Source organism: Corallococcus sp. Z5C101001 (genome assembly GCF_007352635.1).
GTDB lineage: Bacteria > Myxococcota > Myxococcia > Myxococcales > Myxococcaceae > Corallococcus > Corallococcus silvisoli.
On record NZ_VKLU01000004.1, the window covers coordinates 73,431 to 97,079 of the forward strand.

General features: G+C 70.5%; 19 protein-coding genes. 8 read left to right on the forward strand and 11 right to left on the reverse strand.

Annotated elements, in window-relative coordinates; translation table 11 throughout:
- Window positions 1-16 precede the first annotated feature (16 nt).
- On the reverse strand, window positions 17-1,006 hold the full coding sequence (locus tag FOF48_RS08905) for a MoxR family ATPase (RefSeq protein WP_143899935.1): 990 nt from the start codon (window positions 1,004-1,006) through the stop codon (window positions 17-19).
- 117 nt (window positions 1,007-1,123) lie between these two features.
- Here FOF48_RS08905 and FOF48_RS08910 point away from each other — a divergent pair, with 117 nt between their 5' ends.
- Genes FOF48_RS08910 through FOF48_RS08925 form a run of 4 tightly spaced genes read left to right on the forward strand, consistent with a single transcriptional unit; the run spans window position 1,124 to window position 4,770 of the window.
- Window positions 1,124-2,104: an alpha/beta fold hydrolase gene (locus tag FOF48_RS08910; RefSeq protein ID WP_255442018.1), complete on the forward strand. Its 981-nt coding sequence runs from the start codon at window positions 1,124-1,126 to the stop codon at window positions 2,102-2,104.
- A 49-nt stretch (window positions 2,105-2,153) separates the two neighbouring features.
- Window positions 2,154-3,164, forward strand: a complete 1,011-nt coding sequence (locus FOF48_RS08915) for a DUF2157 domain-containing protein (protein WP_143899937.1) — start codon at window positions 2,154-2,156, stop codon at window positions 3,162-3,164.
- 2 nt (window positions 3,165-3,166) lie between these two features.
- Window positions 3,167-4,276: a DUF4401 domain-containing protein gene (locus FOF48_RS08920; protein WP_143899939.1), complete on the forward strand. Its 1,110-nt coding sequence runs from the start codon at window positions 3,167-3,169 to the stop codon at window positions 4,274-4,276.
- Window positions 4,273-4,770, forward strand: coding sequence for a GDYXXLXY domain-containing protein (locus FOF48_RS08925; RefSeq protein ID WP_143899940.1), 498 nt, complete (start codon window positions 4,273-4,275; stop codon window positions 4,768-4,770). Before FOF48_RS08920 ends, FOF48_RS08925 begins: the two co-directional genes overlap by 4 nt.
- A 48-nt stretch (window positions 4,771-4,818) precedes the next feature.
- Here the strand turns inward: FOF48_RS08925 and FOF48_RS08930 are convergent, their stop codons facing one another.
- From FOF48_RS08930 to FOF48_RS08965, 8 genes are all read right to left on the reverse strand, one after another.
- Window positions 4,819-6,540: a sigma-54 dependent transcriptional regulator gene (locus tag FOF48_RS08930; RefSeq protein ID WP_143899942.1), complete on the reverse strand. Its 1,722-nt coding sequence runs from the start codon at window positions 6,538-6,540 to the stop codon at window positions 4,819-4,821.
- A 397-nt stretch (window positions 6,541-6,937) separates the two neighbouring features.
- Window positions 6,938-7,735, reverse strand: coding sequence for a bifunctional 2-polyprenyl-6-hydroxyphenol methylase/3-demethylubiquinol 3-O-methyltransferase UbiG (locus FOF48_RS08935; RefSeq protein WP_143899944.1), 798 nt, complete (start codon window positions 7,733-7,735; stop codon window positions 6,938-6,940).
- A gap of 7 nt (window positions 7,736-7,742) precedes the next feature.
- On the reverse strand, window positions 7,743-8,501 hold the full coding sequence (locus FOF48_RS08940) for a ZIP family metal transporter (RefSeq protein ID WP_143899946.1): 759 nt from the start codon (window positions 8,499-8,501) through the stop codon (window positions 7,743-7,745).
- A gap of 32 nt (window positions 8,502-8,533) precedes the next feature.
- The gene (locus FOF48_RS08945) at window positions 8,534-9,817 is read right to left on the reverse strand and encodes a COG3014 family protein (RefSeq protein ID WP_186001838.1); all 1,284 of its coding nucleotides are present in this window, start codon (window positions 9,815-9,817) and stop codon (window positions 8,534-8,536) included.
- Window positions 9,818-9,825: 8 nt separating this feature from the next.
- A complete protein-coding gene (lpoB, locus tag FOF48_RS08950; RefSeq protein WP_143899948.1) occupies window positions 9,826-10,437 on the reverse strand; it encodes a penicillin-binding protein activator LpoB in 612 nt (203 codons plus the stop codon).
- A gap of 14 nt (window positions 10,438-10,451) precedes the next feature.
- On the reverse strand, window positions 10,452-11,267 hold the full coding sequence (locus FOF48_RS08955; protein ID WP_143899950.1) for a hypothetical protein: 816 nt from the start codon (window positions 11,265-11,267) through the stop codon (window positions 10,452-10,454).
- Window positions 11,268-11,274: 7 nt separating this feature from the next.
- Window positions 11,275-11,838 carry a hypothetical protein gene (locus tag FOF48_RS08960; protein ID WP_143899951.1) on the reverse strand — a complete coding sequence of 188 codons (564 nt, stop codon included), beginning with the start codon at window positions 11,836-11,838 and terminating at the stop codon, window positions 11,275-11,277.
- Window positions 11,839-11,958: 120 nt separating this feature from the next.
- Complete coding sequence (locus FOF48_RS08965; RefSeq protein ID WP_143899953.1) at window positions 11,959-13,602, reverse strand: mechanosensitive ion channel family protein; 1,644 nt, start codon at window positions 13,600-13,602, stop codon at window positions 11,959-11,961.
- A 179-nt stretch (window positions 13,603-13,781) separates the two neighbouring features.
- On the opposite strand from FOF48_RS08965, the gene FOF48_RS08970 reads away from it, so the two are divergent.
- From FOF48_RS08970 to FOF48_RS08985, 4 genes are all read left to right on the forward strand, one after another.
- Window positions 13,782-14,168, forward strand: a complete 387-nt coding sequence (locus FOF48_RS08970) for a PleD family two-component system response regulator (RefSeq protein WP_143899955.1) — start codon at window positions 13,782-13,784, stop codon at window positions 14,166-14,168.
- A 5-nt stretch (window positions 14,169-14,173) separates the two neighbouring features.
- Window positions 14,174-15,733, forward strand: a complete 1,560-nt coding sequence (locus tag FOF48_RS08975; RefSeq protein WP_143900525.1) for a multiheme c-type cytochrome — start codon at window positions 14,174-14,176, stop codon at window positions 15,731-15,733.
- A 124-nt stretch (window positions 15,734-15,857) separates the two neighbouring features.
- Window positions 15,858-17,810, forward strand: coding sequence for a lytic transglycosylase domain-containing protein (locus tag FOF48_RS08980; protein WP_143899957.1), 1,953 nt, complete (start codon window positions 15,858-15,860; stop codon window positions 17,808-17,810).
- 475 nt (window positions 17,811-18,285) lie between these two features.
- Window positions 18,286-19,164 carry a L,D-transpeptidase family protein gene (locus FOF48_RS08985; protein WP_143899959.1) on the forward strand — a complete coding sequence of 293 codons (879 nt, stop codon included), beginning with the start codon at window positions 18,286-18,288 and terminating at the stop codon, window positions 19,162-19,164.
- A 4-nt stretch (window positions 19,165-19,168) separates the two neighbouring features.
- On the opposite strand, the gene FOF48_RS08990 is transcribed toward FOF48_RS08985, so the two are convergent.
- Window positions 19,169-20,926: an ATP-binding protein gene (locus tag FOF48_RS08990; protein WP_186001856.1), complete on the reverse strand. Its 1,758-nt coding sequence runs from the start codon at window positions 20,924-20,926 to the stop codon at window positions 19,169-19,171.
- A gap of 85 nt (window positions 20,927-21,011) precedes the next feature.
- Window positions 21,012-23,564, reverse strand: a complete 2,553-nt coding sequence (locus FOF48_RS08995) for a serine/threonine-protein kinase (RefSeq protein WP_143899963.1) — start codon at window positions 23,562-23,564, stop codon at window positions 21,012-21,014.
- Window positions 23,565-23,649 lie beyond the last annotated feature (85 nt).

Here is a 23,649-nt window from a genome sequence, read left to right on the forward strand (position 1 = left end):
TCTTACCGGGGGGCGGTCAGGGGACTTCCACGCGGTCGAAGACGCGCTGGATGATCTTCTCCTGGGTGAGCTCCTCCGCCTCGGCCTCGTAGGTCATCGCGATGCGGTGGCGGAGCACGTCGAAGGCGATGGCCTTCACGTCCTCCGGCGTGACGAAGCCGCGGTGGCGCAGGAACGCGTGCGCGCGAGCCGCCTGCGCGAGCGCGATGGTGGCGCGCGGCGAGGCGCCGAACTGGATGTAGTCCGCCAGGTCCTTGAGGCCGTACCGCGCGGGCTCTCTCGTGGCGAACACCACGTTGAGGATGTACTCCTTCACCTTCTCGTCCATGTAGATGGCGTGGACGAGCTCGCGCGCGCGCACCAGGTGCTCCAGCGCGATGACCCGCTGGGCCTTGGGCGAGGAGCCGCCGGACATCCGGTCCATGATGACCTTCTCCTCATCACGGGTCGGGTAGCCCACCTTCACCTTGAGCATGAAGCGGTCCACCTGGGCCTCGGGCAGGGGGTAGGTGCCCTCCTGCTCGATGGGGTTCTGGGTGGCCAGCACGAGGAAGGGCGAGGGCAGGCCGAAGGTCTGGTCGCCGATGGTGACCTGGCGCTCGGCCATGGCCTCCAGGAGGGCGGACTGGACCTTGGCGGGGGCGCGGTTGATTTCGTCCGCGAGGACGATGTTCGCGAAGATGGGCCCCTTGCGGACGGTGAACGCGGCCGTCTGCTGGTTGTAGATCATCGTGCCGACGAGGTCCGCCGGCAGCAGGTCCGGGGTGAACTGCACGCGCATGAAGGTGGCGCTGAGCGAGTCCGCCACGGTCCGGACCGTGAGCGTCTTGGCGAGTCCAGGCACGCCCTCCAGGAGGACGTGCCCGTTGCACAAGAGACCAATGAGGATGCGTTCGAGCATGTACCGCTGCCCGACGATGACCTTGCCGGTCTCCTGGTTGAGGACCTCGACGAAGCTGCTTTCCTGCTGCACGCGCTCCGTGAGCGCGCGGATGTCGGTGTTCATGTCCCCTCTGTCGGCCTGGGCGGCGGGCAGCCTAGGGTTCCCGGGCGTCCGGCTCAACACCGCTGTAGGCCGGACATTCCGTCAAGCCGCCCCGTCCCGTAAAGGGTCATCCTCACCATGTCCCGCCCGCCTCCCCCCCGCCGCTCTCCCCTCCCCCCTCGCTGGGACGCCGCCGGCCGCCCGGGGGCCCCGGGCGCCACACCCCCGGTGGGCCCGGTGGAGGCGGGCCTCCTGGCCCAGCTGGCCCCCGCCGTGGTGCCCCAGGTGCACTGGCTGCCCGGAGGGGGCGCGGTGCGAATCCTCGAGGGAGGCCCCCCGGAGGGCGCGCGTTCGACCGTGGTCTGGCTCCATGGGCGCGGCCACTGCGCGACGCACGCGTTCCCCTCTCTGACGGCGCTGGCCCGGCACCACCGGGTGCTGGCCTTGGACCTGCCCGGCTTCGGACAGTCCACCGCCCCGGACCTGGCCGTGCGCTCCCCGGAGGACGCGGCGCGCTTCTTCACCGCCCCGGTGGAGGAGGCGCTCGGGCTGGTGGCGCCGGGGCCGGTGGCGGTGGTCGGTCACTCCCTGGGCGGGCTGGTGGCGCTGGAGCTGGCGCTTCGCGGGACGGTGCCGGTGGAGCGGCTGGTGTTGGTGGACGCGATGGGGCTGGGGCCGGAGATGACCCGGGCCTCGCGCCTCTTCTTCCACGCGGGGCCGGAGCGGCTGGCGCGCAACCTGGGGCCCTGGGCGATGGCGCGGATGCTGCCGCCGCCGCCCACCCCGCTGGGAGTGAAGCTGGGCGCGCTGGGCTATGAGCTGCTCGCCGTCCCTGGCGGCAGGCCAGAGGCGGCGCGGGCCTTCAACATGCTGGCGCCGCTGACGGGCCCGGTGTTCCACCGCCGCGAGCGGCTGGGCGAGGTGAAGGTCCCCGTGCTGCTCATCTGGGGTGAACGGGATGAGACGCTGCCTGTCTCCCTGGCGGACGAGGCCGCGCGCGGGCTGCCCCAGGCCCGTGTGCTGCGCGTGAACTGCGGACACAGTCCGCAACTCGAGCGCCCCGAGCGCGTGCTCCCCGAGCTGAAGGCCTTCCTGGACGCGGAGCGCACCGGCGACTGAGCGGGCCCGGCATCCCCGCCGTCATCCGAACCGGGTACAGTCCTGCGCCGTGCCGAGAGACTTCCTAGACCTGGAGGCGACGCCAGAGCGGTTGCAAGCGCTGGTGGACGCCAGAATCCTGAGCCCCGACGCGTACGGGCGCGCGCTGCACCTGGCGGTCGCCACGCCGTCGCGCTCCGCGTGGAGGGCGTTCCTGTCCACGACGCTGATGGCCCTGGGCGCGCTGCTGGTGCTCGCGGGCGTGGTGTACTTCTTCGCCTTCAACTGGGCGGAGCTGGGACGCTTCGCGAAGCTGGGCCTCGTGGCCCTGGGCATCACCGGGGCGGCCGTGGGTGCGTGGCGGCTGGGGGAGCGGCCCTCGGGGCAGTTCTCGCTGCTCGCGGCGGCGGTGCTCGTGGGCCCGCTGCTCGCCGTCTTCGGCCAGACGTACCAGACGGGCGCGGACCCGTATGAGCTGTTCATCGGCTGGGGAGTGCTCATCCTCCCGTGGGTGGCGCTCGCGCGCTTCACGCCGCTGTGGCTGTTGCAGCTCGTGCTCATCAACACCGGCCTCATCCTCTTCTGGGGCCAGCGCATGCACGGCTTCGAGTCGCGCGGCACGAACCTGGCGCTGATCCTCGGGCTGCTCAACGGGTTCGCGTGGGCCACCTACGAGCACTTCGCCAACCGGCGGGTGCCGTGGCTCCAGGGGCGGTGGATGCCGCGCGTGCTCGCGCTGATGGCGATGGGGCCGCTCGTGGGCATGTCCATCCTGTTCATCGTCAGCCAGTACAACCGCGCGTTCGACACCGGCCTGTCGCTGCTGCTGCTGCTGGGGGCCTTCGCCGCCATCTACGCCCTGCACCGGCACCTGCACGGCGAGCTGTTCCTGCTCACCGTGGGCGCGCTGTGCGCCATCATCCTCGTCACCACGGCGGCGGGCTACTTCCTCATCGAGGTCACCCGCGCCGAGGAGCTGACCCTCTTCCTCCTGCCCCTGCTGCTCATCTGCGAGGTGGGGCTGGCGGTGTACTGGCTGCGCCATGAGTCGCAGGCCACGGGCGTTTCGGAGGAGACCTGACCATGGCCCTGCGACCGACGATGCGCGAAGTCCTGGAGGGCCTGACGGCCGAGGGCCACGTGGGCGCGGAGGTGGACGCCCGCGCCCGCACCGCCCTGGAGGTCCGGCAGAAGACCGTGGGCGCGTCCCCCTGGTTCGTGAAGGCGCTGGCCGGGCTGGGCGCATGGCTGTCCGCCGCCTTCATGCTCAGCTTCTTCGCCTGCGTGGGCCTTTGGAAGGAGGAGGCGGCGCTCACCGGCCTGGGATTGGCGTTGGCCGTGGCGTCGGTGTTCCTGCGCCGCGGCACGCGCGGGCCCTTCATGGAGCAGCTCGCCCTGGCCCTGTGCCTGTCGGGCGTCGGAGCGTTCCTTTCAGGGCTGGGCATCAAGGAATTGGACATGGACCTCCTGGCGTTGGCGGGAATGCTGATGGGAATCGCCCTGCTCGCCACGTTCCCCGATGTCATCCTCTACTTCCTGGCGACGGTGGGCATCTGCGTGTCGGGCGCGGTCCTGGCGTACCAAGGCCTGGGGGGCGTGGGCGTGGACGCGTGGATGCTGGTGGGCGCCACGGCGCTCTGCGGCTTCCTCCTCTTCGAGCCTCAACTCCGGCGCGGACCGCTGGGGGCCCGCGTGGGCCCCATCGCCTTCGCGCTCGCGTGCGCGGTGCCCGGCTGGCTCTTGTTCCGCAGCATCGAGGGCGCCCAGCAGGGCTTCCGCTACCTGTTCCACTTCGCCAGCGACTTCGTGCCGCGCGCGGGGATCTCCCTCGTGCTGGCCCTGCTCGCGCTGGGGACGGGCTGGCGGGTGCTGCGTGAGCAGGGACTGGCGGGGGACAAGCGTGCCTGGGTCCCGGCGGCCTGCGCGCTCTTGCTCCTCACCGTCATGACGCTGCACACTCCTGGCGTGCTGATGGCGGGGCTGATGCTGACGCTCGGCTTCCACCGCCGCAGCCGCGTGATGCTGGGGCTCGCGGCGGCCTTCCTGCTGACGTTCGGGTCGTTCTACTACTACGACCTCCAGCTCACGCTGCTGGCCAAGGCGCTCGCGCTCGTGGGCGGAGGCCTGGTGCTGCTGGGCGTGCGGCAGTTCGTCCTGCGGCGGGACCCCGCCGTGCTCGCGGAGGCGCGATGAAACGCGGCGTCGTCATCTTCGGAGGGCTGGCGGTGGTGCTGCTCGCCATCGCGTTCCTCGTCGTGCAGAAGGAGACCGTGCTGGCCCAGGGCCAGCCGGTGCTGCTGCGGCTGGCGCCGGTCGATCCCCGCTCGCTCATCCAGGGCGACTACATGGTGCTCGACTACGCCATCAACCAGGGCTGGCGCGAAGGCCGCGAGGAACCCCAGGAGGACGGCAACATCGTGCTGCACCTGAATGAGCACAACGTGGGCGAGTTCGTCCGCTACGAGACGCCGGGCACCCCGCTGGCCCCGGGCGAGGTGCGGCTGCACTTCCGCATCCGGAACTCGCAGATGCGCCTGGGAGCGGAGGCCTTCTTCTTCCAGGAGGGCCACGCGGAGCGCTTCGCGAAGGCGCGCTACGGCGAGCTGCGCGTGATGGACAACGGCTCCAGCGTGCTGGTGGGCCTGCGCGACGAGAACTACGAGCTGCTCGGCAGCAACGTGCACTGAGGTCGCCACGCTCCGCGCCCCAGCGGATGGGGCGCGGGGGCGGCGAGGCTACTCGGCGTCTTCGTTCTCGAGCAGGTCGGAGAAGGGCGAGCCCCCCTCGCCCAACGCCTTGTAGAGGACGTCCACCTTCTCCAGCTCGCGCTTGAGCGCCTTGTGGTGGTTGCGGTTCTTCACCAGGCTCTCGCGGCCCAGCAGGCGGAAGGCCTCGTCGCGGCCCACCTGGCGGATGGCCAGCCCCAGCACCAGTCCGCGGAAGCCGTCCGCGCAGTCCAGGTCCAGCGGAGCCCCGCGCCTGCGCGCCTCGCCCACGAAGGCCTGCGCCGCGGCCCGCAGCGCTTCGGGGAGGGGACGGCCGCCCGGCGCCTGCTCGTAGTCCAGCGCGCGCGCCACGTGCTTCTCCTGCAGCACGAGGTCGCCCGCGCCGGCCGCCTGCTCCACCATCGCCAGCGTGTAGGCGCGCCGCACGATGTTGTCGAGCTGCCGCAGGTTGCCCGGCCAGGTGCTGGTGGTCAGCAGGTGCTCCGCCTCCGAGGCCAGCCGAGCGGAGCCCTCCGGCATCCGCTCGCGGTGGCGGCGGTTCACCATGTACCGGGCCCAGAGGGGGATCTCGTCCTGGCGGTCCTGCAGGGGCGGCATGCGCACGGGCAGCACGTTCACGCGGTAGTACAGGTCCTCGCGGAAGCGCCCGGCCCGCACCTGCGCGTGCAGGTCCGCGTTGGTGCCGATGATGAAGCGCACGTCCGCGAGCTTCTCGCCGGTGCCCTCGCCCAGCGGCCGATAGCTGCGCGACTCCAAGAGGTGCAGCAGGCCGGCCTGCGCCTTCAGCGACAGCTTGTCGATTTCGTCGATGAACAGCGTGCCCCCGTCCGAGCGGGCCACCACGCCCGGCGCGTCGCGCACCGCGCCGGTGAAGGCCCCCTTCTTCCAGCCGAAGAGCTCCGCCATCTGGAGGTCCTCCGGCACGGTGACGAGGTCCAGCGTCTCGAAGGGCTTGCCCCGGCGGTTGGAGCGCTCATGGCACCAGCGCGCCAGGCGCGACTTGCCCGCGCCGGTGGCGCCGCTCACGAGGATGGTCTCGTCCTGGAGCGCGAACACGCGGAGGATGGGGAGCAGCTCCGCCATGGAGTGGCCCACCACGGGAAGGAACTCGTCCACCTCCGGAGTGGCCACCGGCCGCTGCGGCAGCGCGGTGAGGTACGGCGCGGCGATGTCCGTGAGCAGCTGGAGCAGGTCCCCGGCGTCGCGCCAGACGAACTCCTGGCCCATCGCGGCGAGGCAGTCCGCCTCCAGCGAAATCATGCCCTCCATGCCCGCGGGCGTGCGCAGGGGCAGCACGCACACGTGCGTGGCGTGGCGGCCCAGGAAGCGCTGCTTGCTTTCGTTGCTGTGGAAGCCCGCGAGCCCCGGGTCCCCCGTCACCGGCGCGTCCGGCGCGTGCGGCTGCACCGTGCCGATGTTCACGTCGATGGACACCGCGCACCGGTGCTCCACCACCGCGCGCCAGGCCGTGGCGGAGGTGAAGAAGGGCGTCCCGACGCCCGCGTCCGTGGTCTCCTTGCCGCCCACGTCCAGCGCCGCCAGCCGCCGGTACGCCTCTCCGGGACGCAGGTGGACGATGCCGCGCAGGACCCGGGCCCGCCCCGCATAGCGGCTGGCCGCCACCGCGGCTTCCGCCACGGTCAGCATCCGCCGCAACGTCGCGGCCGCCGCCGTTTCGAAGTCCCTGGAATCCCTGAGCGCAGCCATGAGCTGCGCCAACTCGTCTTGCATCCCCTCGCCTCCCGTGCGGAAGCCACGCCACCGCCGACCGGCGAAGCCGTCCAGAAATCAGACGCGGACTCTATCGGAGATGACGAGGAGGTGCGGATCCAGATGGAGAGCGCGGAAGGAGCGGCCCCTCCTTCCGCGCTCCGGAAGCATCTGGATGCGGTACACACCGTTGCCGGCGTATGGGCGGGACGCTTTGCGGATGTCGTGCCAGGAACAAAGCCCTGTGATTCCAGCGGCTTCTCCACAGCGGCCCTCTTCCACTGCGTCCTGATGGAACGCAGGCGCGTCCTGATGGAACGCAACCCCGGCACCGTTTGAGCCCCAAGGCCTGACGCGCCCCTCGGTGTCCCGCTTAGCGGGAGCACCTGGGGTCATTCCATACCGGTCAGCGCGTGCTTCAGGGAGCGGCGCCCACGTCCGGCTTCAGGATGAACACGCGGTCCAGGCGCGGACTGCCGCGACCCACGGGCGCCTCCAGGTCGTAGTCGAAGTCGAAGGTGGCGGCGACGCGCAGGCCGGACTTGCGGAACAGGCGCTTCACCTGGGCTTCGTCGTAGGTGCGGAAGTGCCACGTCGTCTCGATGAGCCAGTCCTTGCCGGGTCCGGTGACGCGCAGGCGGTTGCGCATGGGCGAGCGGCGCAGCTGCTTCTCCGGCAGGCCCTCGTGCGTGTTGCAGACGACCTTGTCGCGCCCCACCTGCCCCACCCAGCGCTCGTGCTCGGGGCCGGAGCGCGCGTAGTCGGTGAGGTGGAAGCCCAGCACGTAGATGCCGTCCGGCTTGAGCAGGCGGCGGGTGCCGGACAGGTGCTCCACCGCGGCCTTCTCGCTGTCCAGGTAGCGGAAGGTGGACACCAGCGTGTGGGCCAGGTCCACGCGGCCCTCCAACGCCGGGTCGAAGAAGTCCTCCATGCGCGCCTGCGACAGCTTCACGCGGCGGCGCTCGGCGGGGGTGAGCCGCTTGCGCGCGTGGGCGAGCATGGCCTCCGACAGGTCATAGCCCGCGACGCGCAGGCCCCGCCCCGCGGCCTCCGCCACCAGCCGCCCCGCGCCGCACGCGGGCTCCAGCCACTGGTTGCCCCCCGTGCCGTAGCGCTGGCTCAACGCCTGGAGGAAGTCCGCCTCGCGCACGGTGTCGGTGCCGAAGATGGCCTCGTAGTACTCCGGGTGCTCGTACCAGTCCTTGCGTCGTTCCATGGCGCCTTCAGTGCTCCGTGTGTCCCAGGACCCGCGCGAGCACGAACATCACCAGCAACCCGGCTGCCAATGCCACCAGGTTGCGTCCGGGCTTGTCCCTGCCGTGCTTGTTCACGTGCGGCAGCAGGTCCGACACGGCGATGTAGAGGAAGGTGCCCGCGGAGAAGGCCAGCGCCTTGGGCGCCAGGGACTCGAAGCGCAGCACCGCGTCGAAGCCGAAGTAGAGCACCGCGCCCACCGGCACCATCAGGCCGTACAGCGCGGTGTACGCCAGGATGGTGCCGCGCTTCTTGCCCTCCGCCTGGAGGATGGACGCGAGCGACAGCGACGAGGGCACCTTGTGCGCGGTGATGGCCAGGAGCGCCATGGCGCCCACGCCCTCCTTCACGGAGGAGCCCAGCGCGATGCCGTCGAAGAGCGTGTGCGTGGACAGCCCCAGGAACGCGCTGAGGCCCAGCGCGTGGCCGTGCACGTGTTCAGCGCAGTCCGGCGGCTCCTCGCACGCGTGGGCGAGCAGGTAGCGCTCCAGCACCAGCACGAAGAGGAACCCCATGGGAACCAGCGCGAAGGCCCACCAGCCCCCGCCTTCGTACGCCTCCGGGAGCATGTGGAAGAAGGCCGCGCCGAACATCACGCCCGCCGCGAAGGCCAGGAACGTCACGAGCCGCGTGGAGCGGTCGTTGAAGATGACCACGCTCGCGCCAGACAGCGCGCTCACCACGACGATGAAGGAATACAGGAGGACTTCGGCCACGACCGGCGACATGGGGCGCGCACCCTACTCCCAAAACGCCCGGGTCAGTAGCTTCGCACCACGAGCACCGCCACCCGTCCCGGCTTCACGTCCACCAGGTGCGTCGTCGGCCGGCCCGGCGCGTCCACCTGGACGGTGTGCTTTCCCGGAGGAAGCCGGAATCGCGCCACCTGGAACTCCGCTGGCAGTGAGAGCCACGAGCGCAGGTCCGGCTGGTTGCCCGCGTTGAGCACCAGGAAGGTGAGCACCCCCAGCTCCTTGCTCTTGGTCAGCGCGCCCACGCCCGCGGCCAGGCCCGCCTTCGCCACCGCGCCCGCGAGCTGCTTCGCGAGCATGCGGCCGATGCGGTCGTTCAGGTGCACCTGGGCCACGCGCGACAGCGACGTCACCGTGATGGCCCGCTCCGCCTGCCCCTCCACCGACACACGCACCGGCGGTGTGCCGCCGCGGTCGCGATAGACGGGCACTTCAATCAGCTCCCCGGAGTCACCGCTGGAGCGCGACATCCGCTGCTTCTCCGGAGACAGGCCCGCTTCCACCACCACCACCAGCTGCCCGTCCCCTGGCGCGAGCGGGTCGTGCGCCACGCCCGAGAACTTCCGGGACAGGGTGTCGTAGGCGTCGTCGCGGCCGGTCTTCTTCGCCAGCCGCAGCAGCGGCTCCGCCAGCCCGCCCAGCCGGGGCTCCAGCTCATAGGCCTTCATGTAGTCGATGAAGGCCGAGTCCCATTCGCGCTGGTCCTCGTACAACACGCCGCCCAGGTAGCGGGCGATGGCCAGCTGTTCGTAGGGCTTCTTCTCGTCGACGATCATCTTCTCGATGCGCTCGTTGACGCGGCGGACCTCCACGAGCGCGTCCTCGTCCCGGCCCAGCTCCGTGTAGTTGAGCGCCTGGAGGACGGAGATCATCAGCTTCTCGAAGTCCTCTCCCCGGTAGGCGCGGTGCCGCTCGTTGCTGAGCAGCACCCCGGCCTCCTCGCTCACGGAGGTGATGTCCAGCTCGCCGCTGAGCCGGTCCGCCTCCGCCAACACCTTCGTGCTCTCCTCCCACTGGCCGGCCGCGTGCAGCACCATGCCCCGGTCCAGCAGCAGCAGGAGCCGGTCGCGCTCCGGGGACTCCCGCTGCTCGGCATCCAGCGCGCTCAGCGCGCGCGGGTAGTCCGAGGACTGGTACGCCCAGCGCGCCGAGGCCGTGCGCGCCACGTAGTCGCTGGCGCAGCCCGTGCCCAGGACGCTCAAGGCCACGGCGAACAACAGGCCCCAGCGCGCGGCCGCGGGACGGACGGGAGCGCGTGGGGCCTGGGGGACGATGTCAGGGAGGTTGGACACGGGGACGGCTACCAGCTCACGCCCTGCTTCTCGAACTTCTTGCGGATCTGCTTCTCGTCCGTCCACGCCAGCGTCCCGGTGCGCACGTCGTTCAGCTTCGCCGTCATCTTGTAATAGACGAGCTTGTCGCGGCCGACCTCCTGGATGATGGAGGCGAGGTCGCCCGTCATCAGGAAGTCCACCGACGCCTGCTGGCCCGGGGCCTTCGCGGCGTTCGGGTTCACATAGCCGGACTGCTGGTACTCGTACTCCTCCGCGATGTCCTGGCGCGCGGCCTGGTCCACCAGCGCGAAGCGGCCGGTCTGCGCGAGCGCCGTCTGGATCTTGTCCGCCAGCGAGCGCATGTCGATGTGCTCACTGGTGCTGTTGCGCAGCTTGCCCACGAGGACGATGGGCAGGGACTGGCCCTGCGGCGGGGCCTGGGCGAAGCGCGGAGAGCTGGCGAGCGACTCGGCCATCTTCTTCGCGATGAGCTGCAGGTCGTTCTCGTTGAAGCGGTCCCCCAGCATCTCGATGGTGTTGGGGTCTTCATAGGTGCCCCGCGTGAAGGCGCGGGGGCCCGCGCAGCCGGCGAGCGACACGGCGACGAGGGCGGACAGCAGCAGGCGGCGGGTGTTCATGGTCGGGTCGACTCCTAGTTCCATTCGCATTCGAAGCGGCTGCCTTCGAAGTTCCACTTGTAGGCAAGCACCGCGTCGCGGCGGTAGCCGGCCGTCAGCCGGCAGAGGCTCTGCAAGGACGCGCGCGGATAGTCGAAGGTGTACGTCTGCGCCTTCGCGCGCTCCTGCGGGGTGAGCTGCGAGGGGTGCGTGAGCGTGGGGCTGGCGCTGGCGGCCACCAGCACGCGGTGCGCGCCGTAGGTCTTGAGCGGCACGTGTCCCGCCAGCTGGATGCGGCGCACCGTGCGGGCCACCATGATGTCGCTGCGGTCCACCATCGTCTCGTGGCTGTTGCTGCGCTGGAGCAGCTCCGGGAGGTTCGCGGAGAACACGCGGGTGATGTCCCCGTCGTCCACGAAGAAGTAGAGGAACGCCTCGCGCGCGGTGCGGCTCTCTCCGGTGAAGTCCAGCGTCACCAGGACGTCCAGCTGCCGGTTGGGCGCCAGGCCGTGGCGCGACACCGCCGCCAGCACCGTCTTGTCCACGCCCGCCTTCTTCAGGCGGATGAGGCCGTCCGCGCTGGCGTCACAGGAGCAGCGGCGCTCTTCAATCATCTTCACCAGCTGGGCGGGCTCGAAGCCGGCCTGGGACAGCTTGGTCAGCTCCTCATCGGTGAGCGGGAGCTGATCCGAGCGCTCGTAGATGCGGGGCAGCTGGTTCGGGTCCCACTGGATGATGTTGTAGGTCTGCACGTCCCCCGACGGGAACGGCAGCGAGACCGGGGGCGCGGAGGCACGAGGCGCCTGCGCGGCGGTCAACGCGACAGCGGCGGCGAGCAGTTGGGCGATCATGGCGACGTTAGAACCGGTATCCGATGTTCATGAACAACCGGTTCGTCACTCCTCCTCCCCCGATGGGGATGTCCGGCGAGTAGTGCAGCCCCATGAGCACGCGGTCGCGGCGGCCCAGGAAGAGCTCCGCGCCCACCTGCGGCGACAGGGCGAAGCGAAGGCCCTCGCCCTCCGGGATGACGATGGCGCCCGCCTTGATGCCCAGGGTGAAGGACACCGGCCAGCCCCAGGTGCGGAAGGTGGGGCCCACGTTGCCGATGAAGCGGCCTCCGTCGAACACGTAGGCGCCGCTGGCGTCCAGGCGGTACCAGTCATCGCCCCAGAGGGAGACGGTGGCGCCCACGAACAGCGGCGGGCCCTCCGGCGCGCCCGCGGGGTTCTTCTGGGCGTTGATGGCCGCGCCCCAGTCGAACTGGAGCGACACGCCCCGGCGGTTGTCGCCGTAGCCGCCCGCGCCGTACTCCGACTCCTCGGGCCCGTCGGTGCGACCCCGCTCCTGGGCGCTCGCGGTCAGCGGCGCGGCGACGGCCAGGAGCGCCAGGGCTCCGCACAACGTGACAGGACGCTTCATCTCTTGGACTCCCCAGCGAGGGTGCGACTGCTCTTACGCGCGTCATACGTCGCGACGGGCGACATATTCATCGGGTGGCGAACTTCCGTGCAAGCGCCCGCTCCCCCGGAGGCGCCGGATTCAGGCCCGGGGCTCCGGGGCGCCCGCCGTGGCCTCCTCCAGATCGTCCTTGGGAGGCGGGGGCAGCTGGGCGGCGCGGGACTCGCTGCGCACCATGGGCAGCCACTGGGGACGGCCGCGCAGGAAGAGCACCAGCCGCTCGCGCACGAGGAAGCGCAGGTCGCCCAATTGGCTGGAGTTCGCCGCGCTCACCAGGGCGCGCACGGTGAGGGTCTTGTCCATCACGTCGAAGACGACCAGCGTCTTCACCCGGCCATCCCACAGGTGCTTGCCCTCGTTCGCGAGGATGCGGTCCAGTTCGGCGCGCAGCGCGTCGATGTCCGCCATGTAGTCCACCTGGAGGATGACGGTGCCCATCATCTCCGGGGAGCCCTTGCTCCAGTTCTGGAAGGGCTTGTCCAGGAACTGGGTGATGGGGATGACCATCCGGCGCTGGTCCCAGATGCGCAGCACGACATACGTGAGGGTGATCTCCTCCACGACGCCGAACTCGTTCTCCACCAGCACCTGGTCTCCAATGCTCACCGGCTGGGTGATGGACAGCTGGATGCCGGCGAGCAGCGTGGAGATGGACTTCTGCGCGGCGAGACCGATGACCAGACCGGCGATGCCGGCGGAGGCGAGCAGCGACACGCCGACGTTGCGCACCACCTCGAACTGCATCAGCAGGAGCGCGGCGGCGATGACGTAGGTGGCCACCTCGAACACGGCGCGCAGCACGGCCAGCTGCGTGCGCAGCGAGCGCGCGCGGGGCTGGTTTCCCCCCTCGGTGGTGACGCGGCTCTGGACGAACGCCTCCGACACCCGGAGGAAGCGCAGGATGAACCACGACACCGCGACGATGACGAGCGAGTAGCTCACCCGGTCGCTCAAGAGCCGCAGCTTGGGGGGCAGCAGCAGGAACGACGTGCCCAGCGCGAGGAACAGCGAGAAGAACGGCAGCCGCAGCGGGCCCCGTCCCGCGCCGACGAGCTGATCATCCCAGGTGATCTTCGTCCAGCGCGCCACCCGCATCGCGGCGGACAGGAGCAGCTTCTCCAACAGGTACGAGAAGATCCACGCGCCCAGCAGCGTCACCGCGAGCCCCAGCCACTGCCACAGCTCCAGGCCCAGCACGGTGCGGTCGAAGAAGAAGGCCGGCAGCGTTTCGGTGAGCAGCGGGCCGTACTCGTCGAAGAGCGGGTCCACCATCTTCACGGTGGCCTCCGCGAAGACCCAGGTGGGCGCGCCGTCCACCGTCACCCGTTGCAGGCGGATGGGCACGCTCTCCCCCTTGAGCGGGATGGCGCCCAGGGAGCTGAAGCGCGCCCCCGGAGGCTCGCCTTCCGGCACCTTGGGAAGGGCGGACACCTCCACGGCCAGCTCGCGGTCCAGGACGAACTTCAGCTTCCGCGCCAGCTGGGCGCCCTGCGCGGCCTGTTCGGAAGCCGGGAGGTAGTCCAGGTAGAGGTAGAAGGCGGCGCGGGGGTAGTCCCCGCGATGCACCGCGTCCAGGAAGCCTTGCGTGGTGGCGCGCGGCGACGAACGGTCGAGGTCCTGGGGGACCTGCCCCAGTCCAGGGTTGAGGGCGGCCGCGGGGAGGCCACCGAGGAGAAACCCCAGGAGGAGGAGGGCCGCCAGGGCCCGGGAGGCGCGGTGCTTCATGGCGCTTCCTTACCCTTTTTCGGTCCCGTTGCCCGTGAAAGACGGCCACGACCTCCGCGCCCGCCCGGCGGCTGGGACGCCCCTCGGGCAAAGCCGCGAACCCGGCCTGGGTTGCGACACGGGAAAGCATTGGTGCGACGCTGGGTGGTGGGCTAGAACCGACCCCAAGGAAGGTCGCCGTGTCCGAGCAGAAGCGAAGAATCCTCCTGATTGACGACAGCGAGATCACCCTCGCCATGGAGAAGGCCGTCCTGGAGGCGCGGGGCTACGAGGTCGTGGCCACCTCCACGCTCATGGAGTTTGAGAAAACGCTTCAGAGCTGGCGACCGGACCTCATCCTCACGGACATCCACATGCCGGAGGCGAAGGGCACGGACATCTGCCGCACGCTGAAGAACGAGTACAACACGCAGGACATCCCCATCGTGTTGTTCTCCAGCCTGCCGGACGACGAGCTGTCGAAGCTGGCGGAGCAGGTGGGCGCGGACGGCTCGCTCTCCAAGGTGAATGGCCTGGAGGCGATGGGTGAGAAGATCGACGAACTGGTGCAGAGCATCCTCTGGTGATGACGATGCGCGCGGCCGTCCTCGCGGTGCTCGTGAGCGCGCTTCTCGCCGGTTGCAGACGCCAGGAGTCGCGCCCCCAGGAAGGCGGCGCCCCGGCGAAGCAGGCCCCCACCCCCGCGCCTCCGGGCGCGGTCCTCTTCCTCTCCGCCGACACGCGCGGCTACCTGGGCCCCTGCGGCTGCAGCGAGAACATGCGCGGCGGCATCGGACGGGCGGCGTTCCAGGTGCAGGAGGCGCGCAGGGGCGGCCAGCCGGTGCTGTACGTGGACGGCGGCAACAGCCTCTTCGGGGAGACGCACCTCAAGGCGGATCAGGTGCCGCAGGAGGAGCGCAAGGCGAAGGCGCTGGCGGACGCGCTGCGCACCATGGGCCTCGCCGTGCGCGCCACGGGAGCGCTGGACGACACGCGCGGCGCGGACTTCCGCCGGGGGCTGGGCCTCCCGGAGGTGGCGCCGGGCGAGGTGAAGGTGCTGGACGCGGGGGCTCGCCAGGTGGGCGTGGTGGCGGCGGATTCGGGCGAGGCGCTGGTGAAGGCCAGCCAGCGGGCGCGGGAGCAGGGCGCGGACTTCGTGGTGGGCCTGTTGGACCAACCGCTGGAGACCGCGCAGGCCGCCGCGGCGCTGCCGGGGCTCGCCGCGAACCTGGTGGTCGCGACCCACAGCGCCAGCGAGTTCTCCGCGGAGGAGAACCGGCTGGTGCGCTCCGACGTGCCGGTGGTGGCGCTGCAGAGCAAGGGGCGCTCGCTGTTGCGCGTGGACCTGACGTACGCGGCCGCGAAGGGACCCTTCGCGCTCCAGGCCTCGCAGGGAGACGTGGACCGGGAGGTGGCCGCGCTGGAGCAGCGCATCGCGCTCCTGGACAAGGAGATCGCCCTGCCGGGACTCGACCCGAAGCTGAAGGCGCTGAAGCAGGGCAAGCGCGACGAGCTGGCGGCGCGCAGACAGACCGCCCTCACCGCGCCGCCCGCGACCGCCACCGACGTCAACGGCTTCACGCTGCGCTTCCTGCCGCTGGAGTCGAACCTGCCCACCGCGCCGGACACGCAGGCGCTGGTGAAGGCCTACGACGCGGACGTGGGCGCGCTGAACCTCGCGTGGGCGAAGGCGCACGGCCAGGACTGCCCGCTGCCCGCGAAGGGACAGTCGGGCTTCGTCGGCAGCGCGGCCTGCGCGGACTGCCACCCCGACGCGACCGCCGTGTGGGAAGGCACCAAGCACCACCACGCGTGGGCGACGCTGGAGGAGGTGGGCAAGCAGCACCACCTCAACTGCGTCGGCTGTCACGTCACCGGCTGGCAGCAGCCCGGCGGCGTGTGCCGGCTGGACAAGGTGGCCGGACGCGAGGACGTGGGCTGCGAGAGCTGCCACGGCCCCGGCTCGCGTCATGTGGACGCCCCCAGCCCGAAGACCATCGTGGGCAAGCCGGGACAGGCCGTGTGCGTCACCTGCCACAACACGGAGAACTCGCCGCACTTCGACTTCGCCACCTACCTGCCCCGCGTGCTCGGGCCGGGTCACGGAAGACCGGAGAAGAGCGGGCAAGCGGCGGAGCCCCCGTCGAAATAGGGCGCTCGCTCCCACTCGGTGTCCATTCGGGGGGCACACCGAGCGACTTGTTGTTTGACTGTCAAGAAAGCTGGCGAATACTGCGGCCTTCGCCTGCTTCTGGGCGACATCGCCTGGCGTTCCCATGCCGCCTCTCTCCCTCATCCTGCTTGCCCTGGCCTCGGTCCCCTCCCCGCCGGGGGTGGCGCCGAAACCCGTGCCGCCGCCGGGCGTGCATGCGGTTCCCTCCTCGGAAGCACCCTCGCTGACGGCGGACGGCACGCTGGCCGCGCCTCCGGTCCCCATGATGGAGGAGGGCGAGGACAGCGACGAGGTGGAGTCCGAGTCCGCCGAGCTGGAAGAGCTTCGCGCGCTGGAAGGCGCCACGCTGGACCCCGAGTCGAAGCCGAACGCGGAGATGATGCAGTCGCTGCGGCGGCTGGGGCTGACGAACCCGCTGCGGCTGCGGATGCTGGACGCGCTGGAGGAGCCGACCTTCCGCGAGGACGACACGCCCCCGGCGCTGGCGCGCATCACGGACCTGGCGACCTTCGACATCTCGCGGGTGAAGGACCGCTACGACATCCCGGTGGACATGCAGCCGCGGGTGGCCGAGTACATCCAGTTCTTCCAGGGCCCCGGCCGCAAGTGGTTCCGCAAGTGGATGGCGCGCTCCACGCGCTACCTGCCGGTGATGCAGCCCATCCTGGAGGCGAAGGGCCTGCCCCGGGACACGGTGTACCTGGCGATGATCGAGAGCGGCTTCTCCGCGAACGCCTATTCCTGGGCGCACGCGGCCGGGCCGTGGCAGTTCATCTCCAGCACCGGCAAGCAGTACGGCCTCAAGCAGGACTTCTGGGTGGACGAGCGGCGCGACCCCATCAAGGCCACGCAGGCGGCGGCGGCGTACCTGAAGGACCTCTACGGCGAGCTGGGCCACTGGTACCTGGCGTGGGCGGGCTACAACACCGGCTCGTACCGGGTGCGCAAGATGGTGGAGCGCTACGGGACGAACGACTTCTGGGTGCTGGCGGAGGAGCGCGGGCTGGCGAAGGAGACGAAGCACTACGTGCCCAAGCTCATCGCCGCGGCGCTGGTGGCGAAGAACCCCACCGCGTTCGGCTTCTCCGAGGAGGAGTTCCAGTACGAGGCCACGCTGGAATACGACGAGGTGAAGCTCACGGACGCGACCGACCTGGACGTGGTGGCGCGCGCGGCCGGGGTGAGCGTGACGGACGTGCAGGAGCTGAACCCGGAGCTGCGGCGCTGGTGCACGCCGCCCGCGACGACCTCGAAGCCCTACGTGCTCAAGCTGCCGCGCGGCACCACGACGCTCTTCGCGGAGAACCTCCAGAAGCTGTCGCCGGCGGACCGGCTGACGTTCCGGGTGCACACCGTGAAGCGCGGCGACACGCTGTCGCAGATCGCCCAGAAGTACGGCACGGCGCCCGAGGCCATCCTCCAGATGAACCGGCTGAAGAACGCGCGGACGCTGAAGCTGCGCACGGAGCTGGTGATTCCGGTGCCGGCGAACGGCCGGGGCGGCAGCGGCGAAGCGGGTGGCGCCCTGGCGTCGAAGGTCGCGCAGGCGCGGCGCAGCGGCGTGGTGGTGGCGCGGCCGGAGGACGAAGTGCCCGCCGGAACGCCCAAGGGGCCCGTGGCCGCGGGTCCCGTGAAGACCGAGAAGGTGGATGGGAAGACGCGCGTGACGTACGGGGTGCAGGACGGCGACAGCCTGTGGCTCATCGCCAACCGCTTCCAGGTGTCCGTGGACGACCTGAAGAAGTGGAACAACCTGCCCCGCCGCAACCGCACGCTGTCGGTGGGCACGCTGCTGGCGGTGTGGCCGTCGGACGCCAAGAGCGCGGCGCCCGCCAAGGTGGAGGAGCGCGGCGGGACCATCGTCGTGGCGAACACCGTCGCGGGCCAGGCCCCCGTGGGTCCCAAGGGCAAGGTGCACACCCTGGCCGAGGGCGAGACGCTCTGGTCGGTGTCCCAGCGCTACAACGTGTCCGTCGAGGACATCATGAAGTGGAACCACATCAAGGACCACCGCACGGTCCCCACCGGCAAGCTGCTGTCGCTGAGCGCGCCGTAGCGGCATGAGGGCGTGAGGCGACGGCCGGGGGCTTGCAGTCCCCGGAGCCATGCTCGCATCCGCCCTGCTTCGAGAGACGTCCGCGGTCCTCCCTGAAACGCCCGACACGCGAGAGCCCGCGCCCATCGACGCGGGCCGGCCGCCGGGAGCGCCCCTGCTCCGGTCCGTCCTGTTTGGTGGAGCCGGTCGTCCGGGAGACAGGACGGTTCCCAGGGAACCGACTCCGCGCCGCGAGCCTCCTGCCTCCGAGCCCAACTCGCTCACGCGCTTCCGTGAGTCCCCTTCATCCGCGCACGCACCGCTTGCCAGCGCGCCACCGGGAGCCGGGACCGGGGCCACGCCGCGCGCACCGGGCACGGCCTTCCACGAGCGCTCGCGCGGCGCCGCGACGACGGATGGCCGCGCGAGCGCGATGCCATGGTCCGGAGAGACGGCCCGCGCATGGGAGGCTGTGTCGACGGCACCGGTGACACGGATGGCTTCATCGCTCGCCTTGGCGAACGCCGTCACCTTCAGGCCCACACCTCCGGGCGACAGCGCGCGCACCGGAGGCACGGACGGCGCGAGCCCTTCGTCGACGCCGCTCCTGGAACACCCTCGCTTCGCCGGCTCCTCCCAGCTCATGGACGTGGCCTCGGGTGGGGCGGTGCTGGGCGCGGGCTCACGGGGTGACGGACTTCTCGCGGTGCAGGGCGCGCTCCTGGACATGGGGTTCGCGCTGTACGGCGGCGCGGACGGACGCTACGGCCCGGACACGGCCCGCGCGCTGCGCAACTTCCAGGTGCATGCTCGCGCGGGGTTCCCCGAGGTGCGCTCGAACGGGGTGCTCGACGCGGCCACGCTGCGCGCCCTGGTGGCGCTCGCCCCCGCGCTGGGGGCCCGGGGACAGTCGCGCGCCCTGCCCTCCCCCTTCTACGCGGGACAGCCCGTGCGCGTCGTCATCGCCCTGCGCGAGCACCGCACCTTCCTCTTCGACCCGGAGGGGCAGCTCCTGGACATCTTCCCCAACGCGGTCGGCACCGCCGCCACGCCCACGCACGCGGGCCTCAAGGTGGTGCGCGCGAAGCTGGATCAGGTGGCCACGGAGGACGCGGGCGCGCGGCTGTGGAACGACCGGCACGTCTTCGGCGCGCGGCTGCTGGACCTCTCCTGGGTGGATGGCCACCGCAGCGGCGAGGAATTGCACGGCACCAGCGCCCCCGCCCTGCTCGGGGGCGACGTGTCCCATGGCTGCATCCGTCACGCGAACGAGGACATCCTGGTGCTGCATGACGCGCTCGCCGTGGGCGACCGCATCGCGGTGGTGGAGACGCTCCAGGATCCGAACCTGGGCGTCCCCCTCACCGCTGGCTGAGGCCCTACTGCTCCTCCAGCAGCATCTTCAGCTCGCGGACGCGCCGACTGATGAAGTCCCGGTCCACCTTGCGGAAGTTCTCTGGCAGCAGCGCCCGGCTGGTGCACTCCTGCACCGCCACCAGGTTCTGCATCTCGATCTCCAGCGGATAGCTGGGCGGGACGAAGTCGGTCAGCACGGCGATGAGGTCGTCCTTCGTCACCTGGTCCCGCCCGTCCGCCAGCGCGCGGAACTTCGAGCGGACCATCACCGCCTCGATGTCCGCGCCGCTGAAGGCCCGCAGGCCCTCCGGAATCAGCGAGGAGAAGGACTCCACCCCCTCCACCGCCACGCCCGTCTTGCGGCTCATCGCCTGGAACAGCTCGTTCCGCTCCGCGTCCGTCTGCGGATAGAAGAGCGCGATGTGCTCCTCGGCGCGCCCCTGACGCTTCAGGTCGATGGGCAGCAGGTCCGGCCGCGCCGTCAGCAGGAACCAGACGATCTTCCCGCGGTACTGCGTGTTGCCCATGAAGGACGCGATGGAGCCGAAGATGCGGCTGCTCGTCCCCGAGTCCCCGCCAGAGTCGCGGTTGCCCAGGAAGGTGTCCGCTTCGTCGATCATCACCGCCACCGGCCACAGGGCCTTCAGCAGGTTGAAGATCTTCTCCAGGTTGGCTTCCGTGACGCCCTGCCACTGGCTGCGGAAGTTCAGGAACTTCACCACCGGGATGCCAATCTCTCCGGCGAAGCAGCTCACCATGAACGTCTTGCCCGTCCCCACCGGGCCGCTCACCAGGTAGCCCATGGGCATGACCTCGATGCGGCCCTTCTTCAGCGCGGACGCCGCCTGCCGCAGCATCTGCTTGGCGGGCGCATGGCCCGCCACCGCGTCCAGCGTGTGCGCGGGTTCGATGAACTCCAGCAGGCCGTGGCACTCCGCCTGGATGAGCTCCTTCTTCTTCTCCTTGAGCAGGTCCGGCGTGATGCGGATCTCCCGCTCCAGCGCCTCCGTGAGCACGCGGTCCAGGTTGATGCGCGACAGGCCCGCCGTCATCTTCGCCAGGCCCGCCAGCGGCACCTCCGACAGCGACTGGAGGCGCTTGCCCTCCAGCTTGGAGCGCACGTAGTCCAGGCGCTCCTCCTCCGTGGGAAGGGGCAGCTCGATGGGCGCCACGTACGGGTTGCGGCTGATGCGCGGCGACATGTCCGCCAGGTTCTCCGCCAGCAGCACCACCGACACGTCCCCCGCGAGGAACTGCGGGTCGTGCGCCCACTTGTCCAGCGTGGCCACGACGAAGCGGTCCTCCGCGGACAGGTGGCTCATCTCCCCGCCGGGGACCAGCGTCTCCGCGAAGTCGATGATGAGCGCCAGCGAGCGGCCCTCGCTCAGGCGCATGCGCAGGAAGTTCTCCAGGATCTGCAACGCACGGCCCGGATCGCGCGGCATGACCTTGGCGTAGTCGGTGCCGTACATGGCGTCGTAGCCCGACATGGCCCGCACCAGGTCCTTCTGCGTCTCCGGCGTCGCGGAGCGGATGCCGGACGAGCGGTCGTAGAACAGGACGTGGTCCCGCCCACCGAACAGCTCCTCCGACAGGAACGTCTTGAGCGTCCCGAAGCCGCGCCCACCGCCTTCCAGCTGCAAGGGCTGCAGGTCGCGCACGGCCCCGTACAGCAGGAAGGTGCTGACCGTCTTCGTGTAGTACTTGCGCGCCAGCTGCTGCGCCCACCGGGGCAGATCCGCCAGCGGATCCGCCTTGTTCACCTTGCGCACCTTCGTCACGGACATCCCTCCGGCGCCACTCCCCCCAGGGACATCCGGGGGGAGGACCCCCAGGCCTACCTTTAGTGTCGGGACCGCGCCGCCGCTAATCGCGGCAGCGCGCCAGCTTCTTCAAGGACGCTTCCACCTTCACCGAGCCGCCCGGCGTAGCAGGCGCTCCCACGGACACATCCGCGTCGGAGAAGCACTTCGCCTTGAGCGTCAGCTCGCGCGTGCCAAAGGGCACCCGCACGTTCGTCGGCGTGACGGCGCCCAGGTCCTTGTTGCCCAGGAAGATGGAGGCGCCCTCCGGCGTGGACTCCACCCGCACGTCCACCGGGGCACGCTCGAGCACCGCCGCCACGTCGAGGCCGCTGCTCTTCACCTGCACGGTGGAGATGTGCGGCGCGTAACCGGGCGCCGACACCTCCACCAGCGGCGAGTCGGAGCTGAGGGAGAACTCCCGGTTGACCAGCTCGTGGCTGCCCTGCGCCCGGGCCACCTTGCCGTCGATCTTCACCTCGGCGTCGTCGGGCTGGGTCTTGAAGACGACCACCACCGAGCGCGACTGGCGCTTGAGCACCACGGGCACCTGCGTGGCGTTGGCCCCTTCGGACACCATCACGGCCTGGTTGAAGGCGTCGGCGCCGTCCGCCGTCACCACCACCAGCACGTTGCCCACCGGCACCTGCTTCAGGATGAAGCCGTTCGAGGGGAACTTCTCCGGAGGGCCGGCGTTGATGGACACCATCGCGCGGTCCTTCACGTCCAGCGACTTGAGCTCCACCATCACGTAGCCCAGGGCGGCCTTGCTCGGCGAGAGCACCACCGCCATGCCCACCAGCAGGAGCAGCGAGGCCAGGGCCACGGCGCTGTAGAGCAGGCGCTTGTCGATGCCGCGCAGGCCCATGCCACCGCCAGAGGCCTCCGCGGGCGCCTCCTTCGTCCGTGCATCCCTCGCGTGGGGCTCCTTCGCCGGGGGCGGACGCGGCGGCGCGTTCGCCCCGCTCAGGACGGGCGGCCCGGGCGGGCGCGACAAGGGCGGCAGCTGCTCCGGCGGCGCGTCCGGCCGGTGGAGGCGCGGCAGCTGGCTGTCGTTGCCCCGGTTCGGCGTCTGCCGCGGCGCGGGCGCGTCGTGGGCCATCAGCGTGGGCACGTTGGTGAGCGACGGGCGCGGGGGCGCGGCGCTGAGCACCGGGGCGTTGCTCTGGGACAGGCGCGGCGGCCCCGGAGGAGGCGGGGGCAGCGACGAGGGCGGCGGGATGACTGCGGTGCGGCCCGCCACGTCCTCATCGTCGTCCACGGGCGCGGCTGGAGTCTCCAGCGGCGTGACGGCGCGGCCAATGGCGGCCCCCGGCTGGGTGGTGGGCTCCGGGGCGTCGTCGAAGACGGCGTCGCGGTCCACCATCTGCGTCGCCAGCTCCTCGTCCTCCTTGGGCGAGGGCGCGGCGGGCGCGGCGGTGAGCTTGGGCAGCGCTGCGAGCGTGGGCGAGCGGCGGGCCCCCTGGCCGGCGTTCGCGCCGGAGTTGGAGGCGCGCGGCGGCGGCGCGGAGACCGGCTCCACGGCGGGCGCGGAGGGCGCCACCGCGGGGATGTTGGTCATGCTCTGCGTGGGCACCGGCGACGGGCCGCTGAAGCCCGCCTCGATGGCCGCCAGCATGCCGTCCGGCGCGCGGATGTCCGCGTACTCGGCCAGCCGCTGCTTCTCCCGTTCCACCTCTTCGGCGAACGTGGACTTCATGTACTGCATGAGGTCCTTGCGGCCGAAGATGGAGTCGTTCGTCAGCAGGAAGCGCTGGAGGTCGTCGCCCAGCTCGCTGGCATACTGGTAGCGCTCGTCCACGTCCTTCGCCAGCGACTTGAGGACGATGCGCTCCAGCGCCTCTGGGATGCGCCGGTTGTACGTGGACGGGGACGGCACCTCCGCCTTGCGCACCTTCTCCAGCACGCTGAAGTCGCTGTCGCCCACGAAGAGGCGCTCGCCCGTGAGCATCTCGTAGAGGCACACGCCAATGGCGAACACGTCCGAGCGCCGGTCCAACGGCAGGCCGCGGATCTGCTCCGGGCTCATGTAGCCGAACTTGCCCTTGAGGATGCCGGCCTGCGTCTTCGTCGCCTTGCCCGCCGCCTTCGCGATGCCGAAGTCGATGACCTTGACCTCGCCCTCGAAGGACACGAGCACGTTCTGCGGCGAGATGTCGCGGTGGACGATGTTGAGGTCGCGCCCCATCCCGTCCTTCTTGCGGTGGGCGTAGTCCAGGCCCTCGCACATCTTCGCCACGCAGAAGGCGACCAGCGGCACCGGCGCGGGCTCCCCCTTCTTCCGGCAGCGGTCGAAGATGGCCCGCATGTCCTTGCCGGGGATGTACTCCATCGAAATGAAGTAGCTGCTGGCGATCTGCCCCAGCTCGTAGATCTGCGCGATGTTGGCGTGGGTCAGCTGGACGCTGATCTTCGCCTCATCGATGAACATCGAGATGAATTCTTCGTCCTCCGCGATGTTCGGGAGGATTCGCTTGATGGCGACGAGCCGCTCGAAGCCACTGGCGCCGAACTGTTTGCCGCGCCAGACCTCCGCCATGCCGCCGATGTTGACGCGGTCCAGGAGGAGATACTTCCCGAACGGGATGGGTTGCCGCTTCGGTTGAGAGGTCGTCACTTTGAGTGGGGGTCGAGTCCTTGCAGGGAGCCTATCGATCGCGGCTCCGAGGGGTCAACCGCGCACGCGGACCTATTTCCGCACG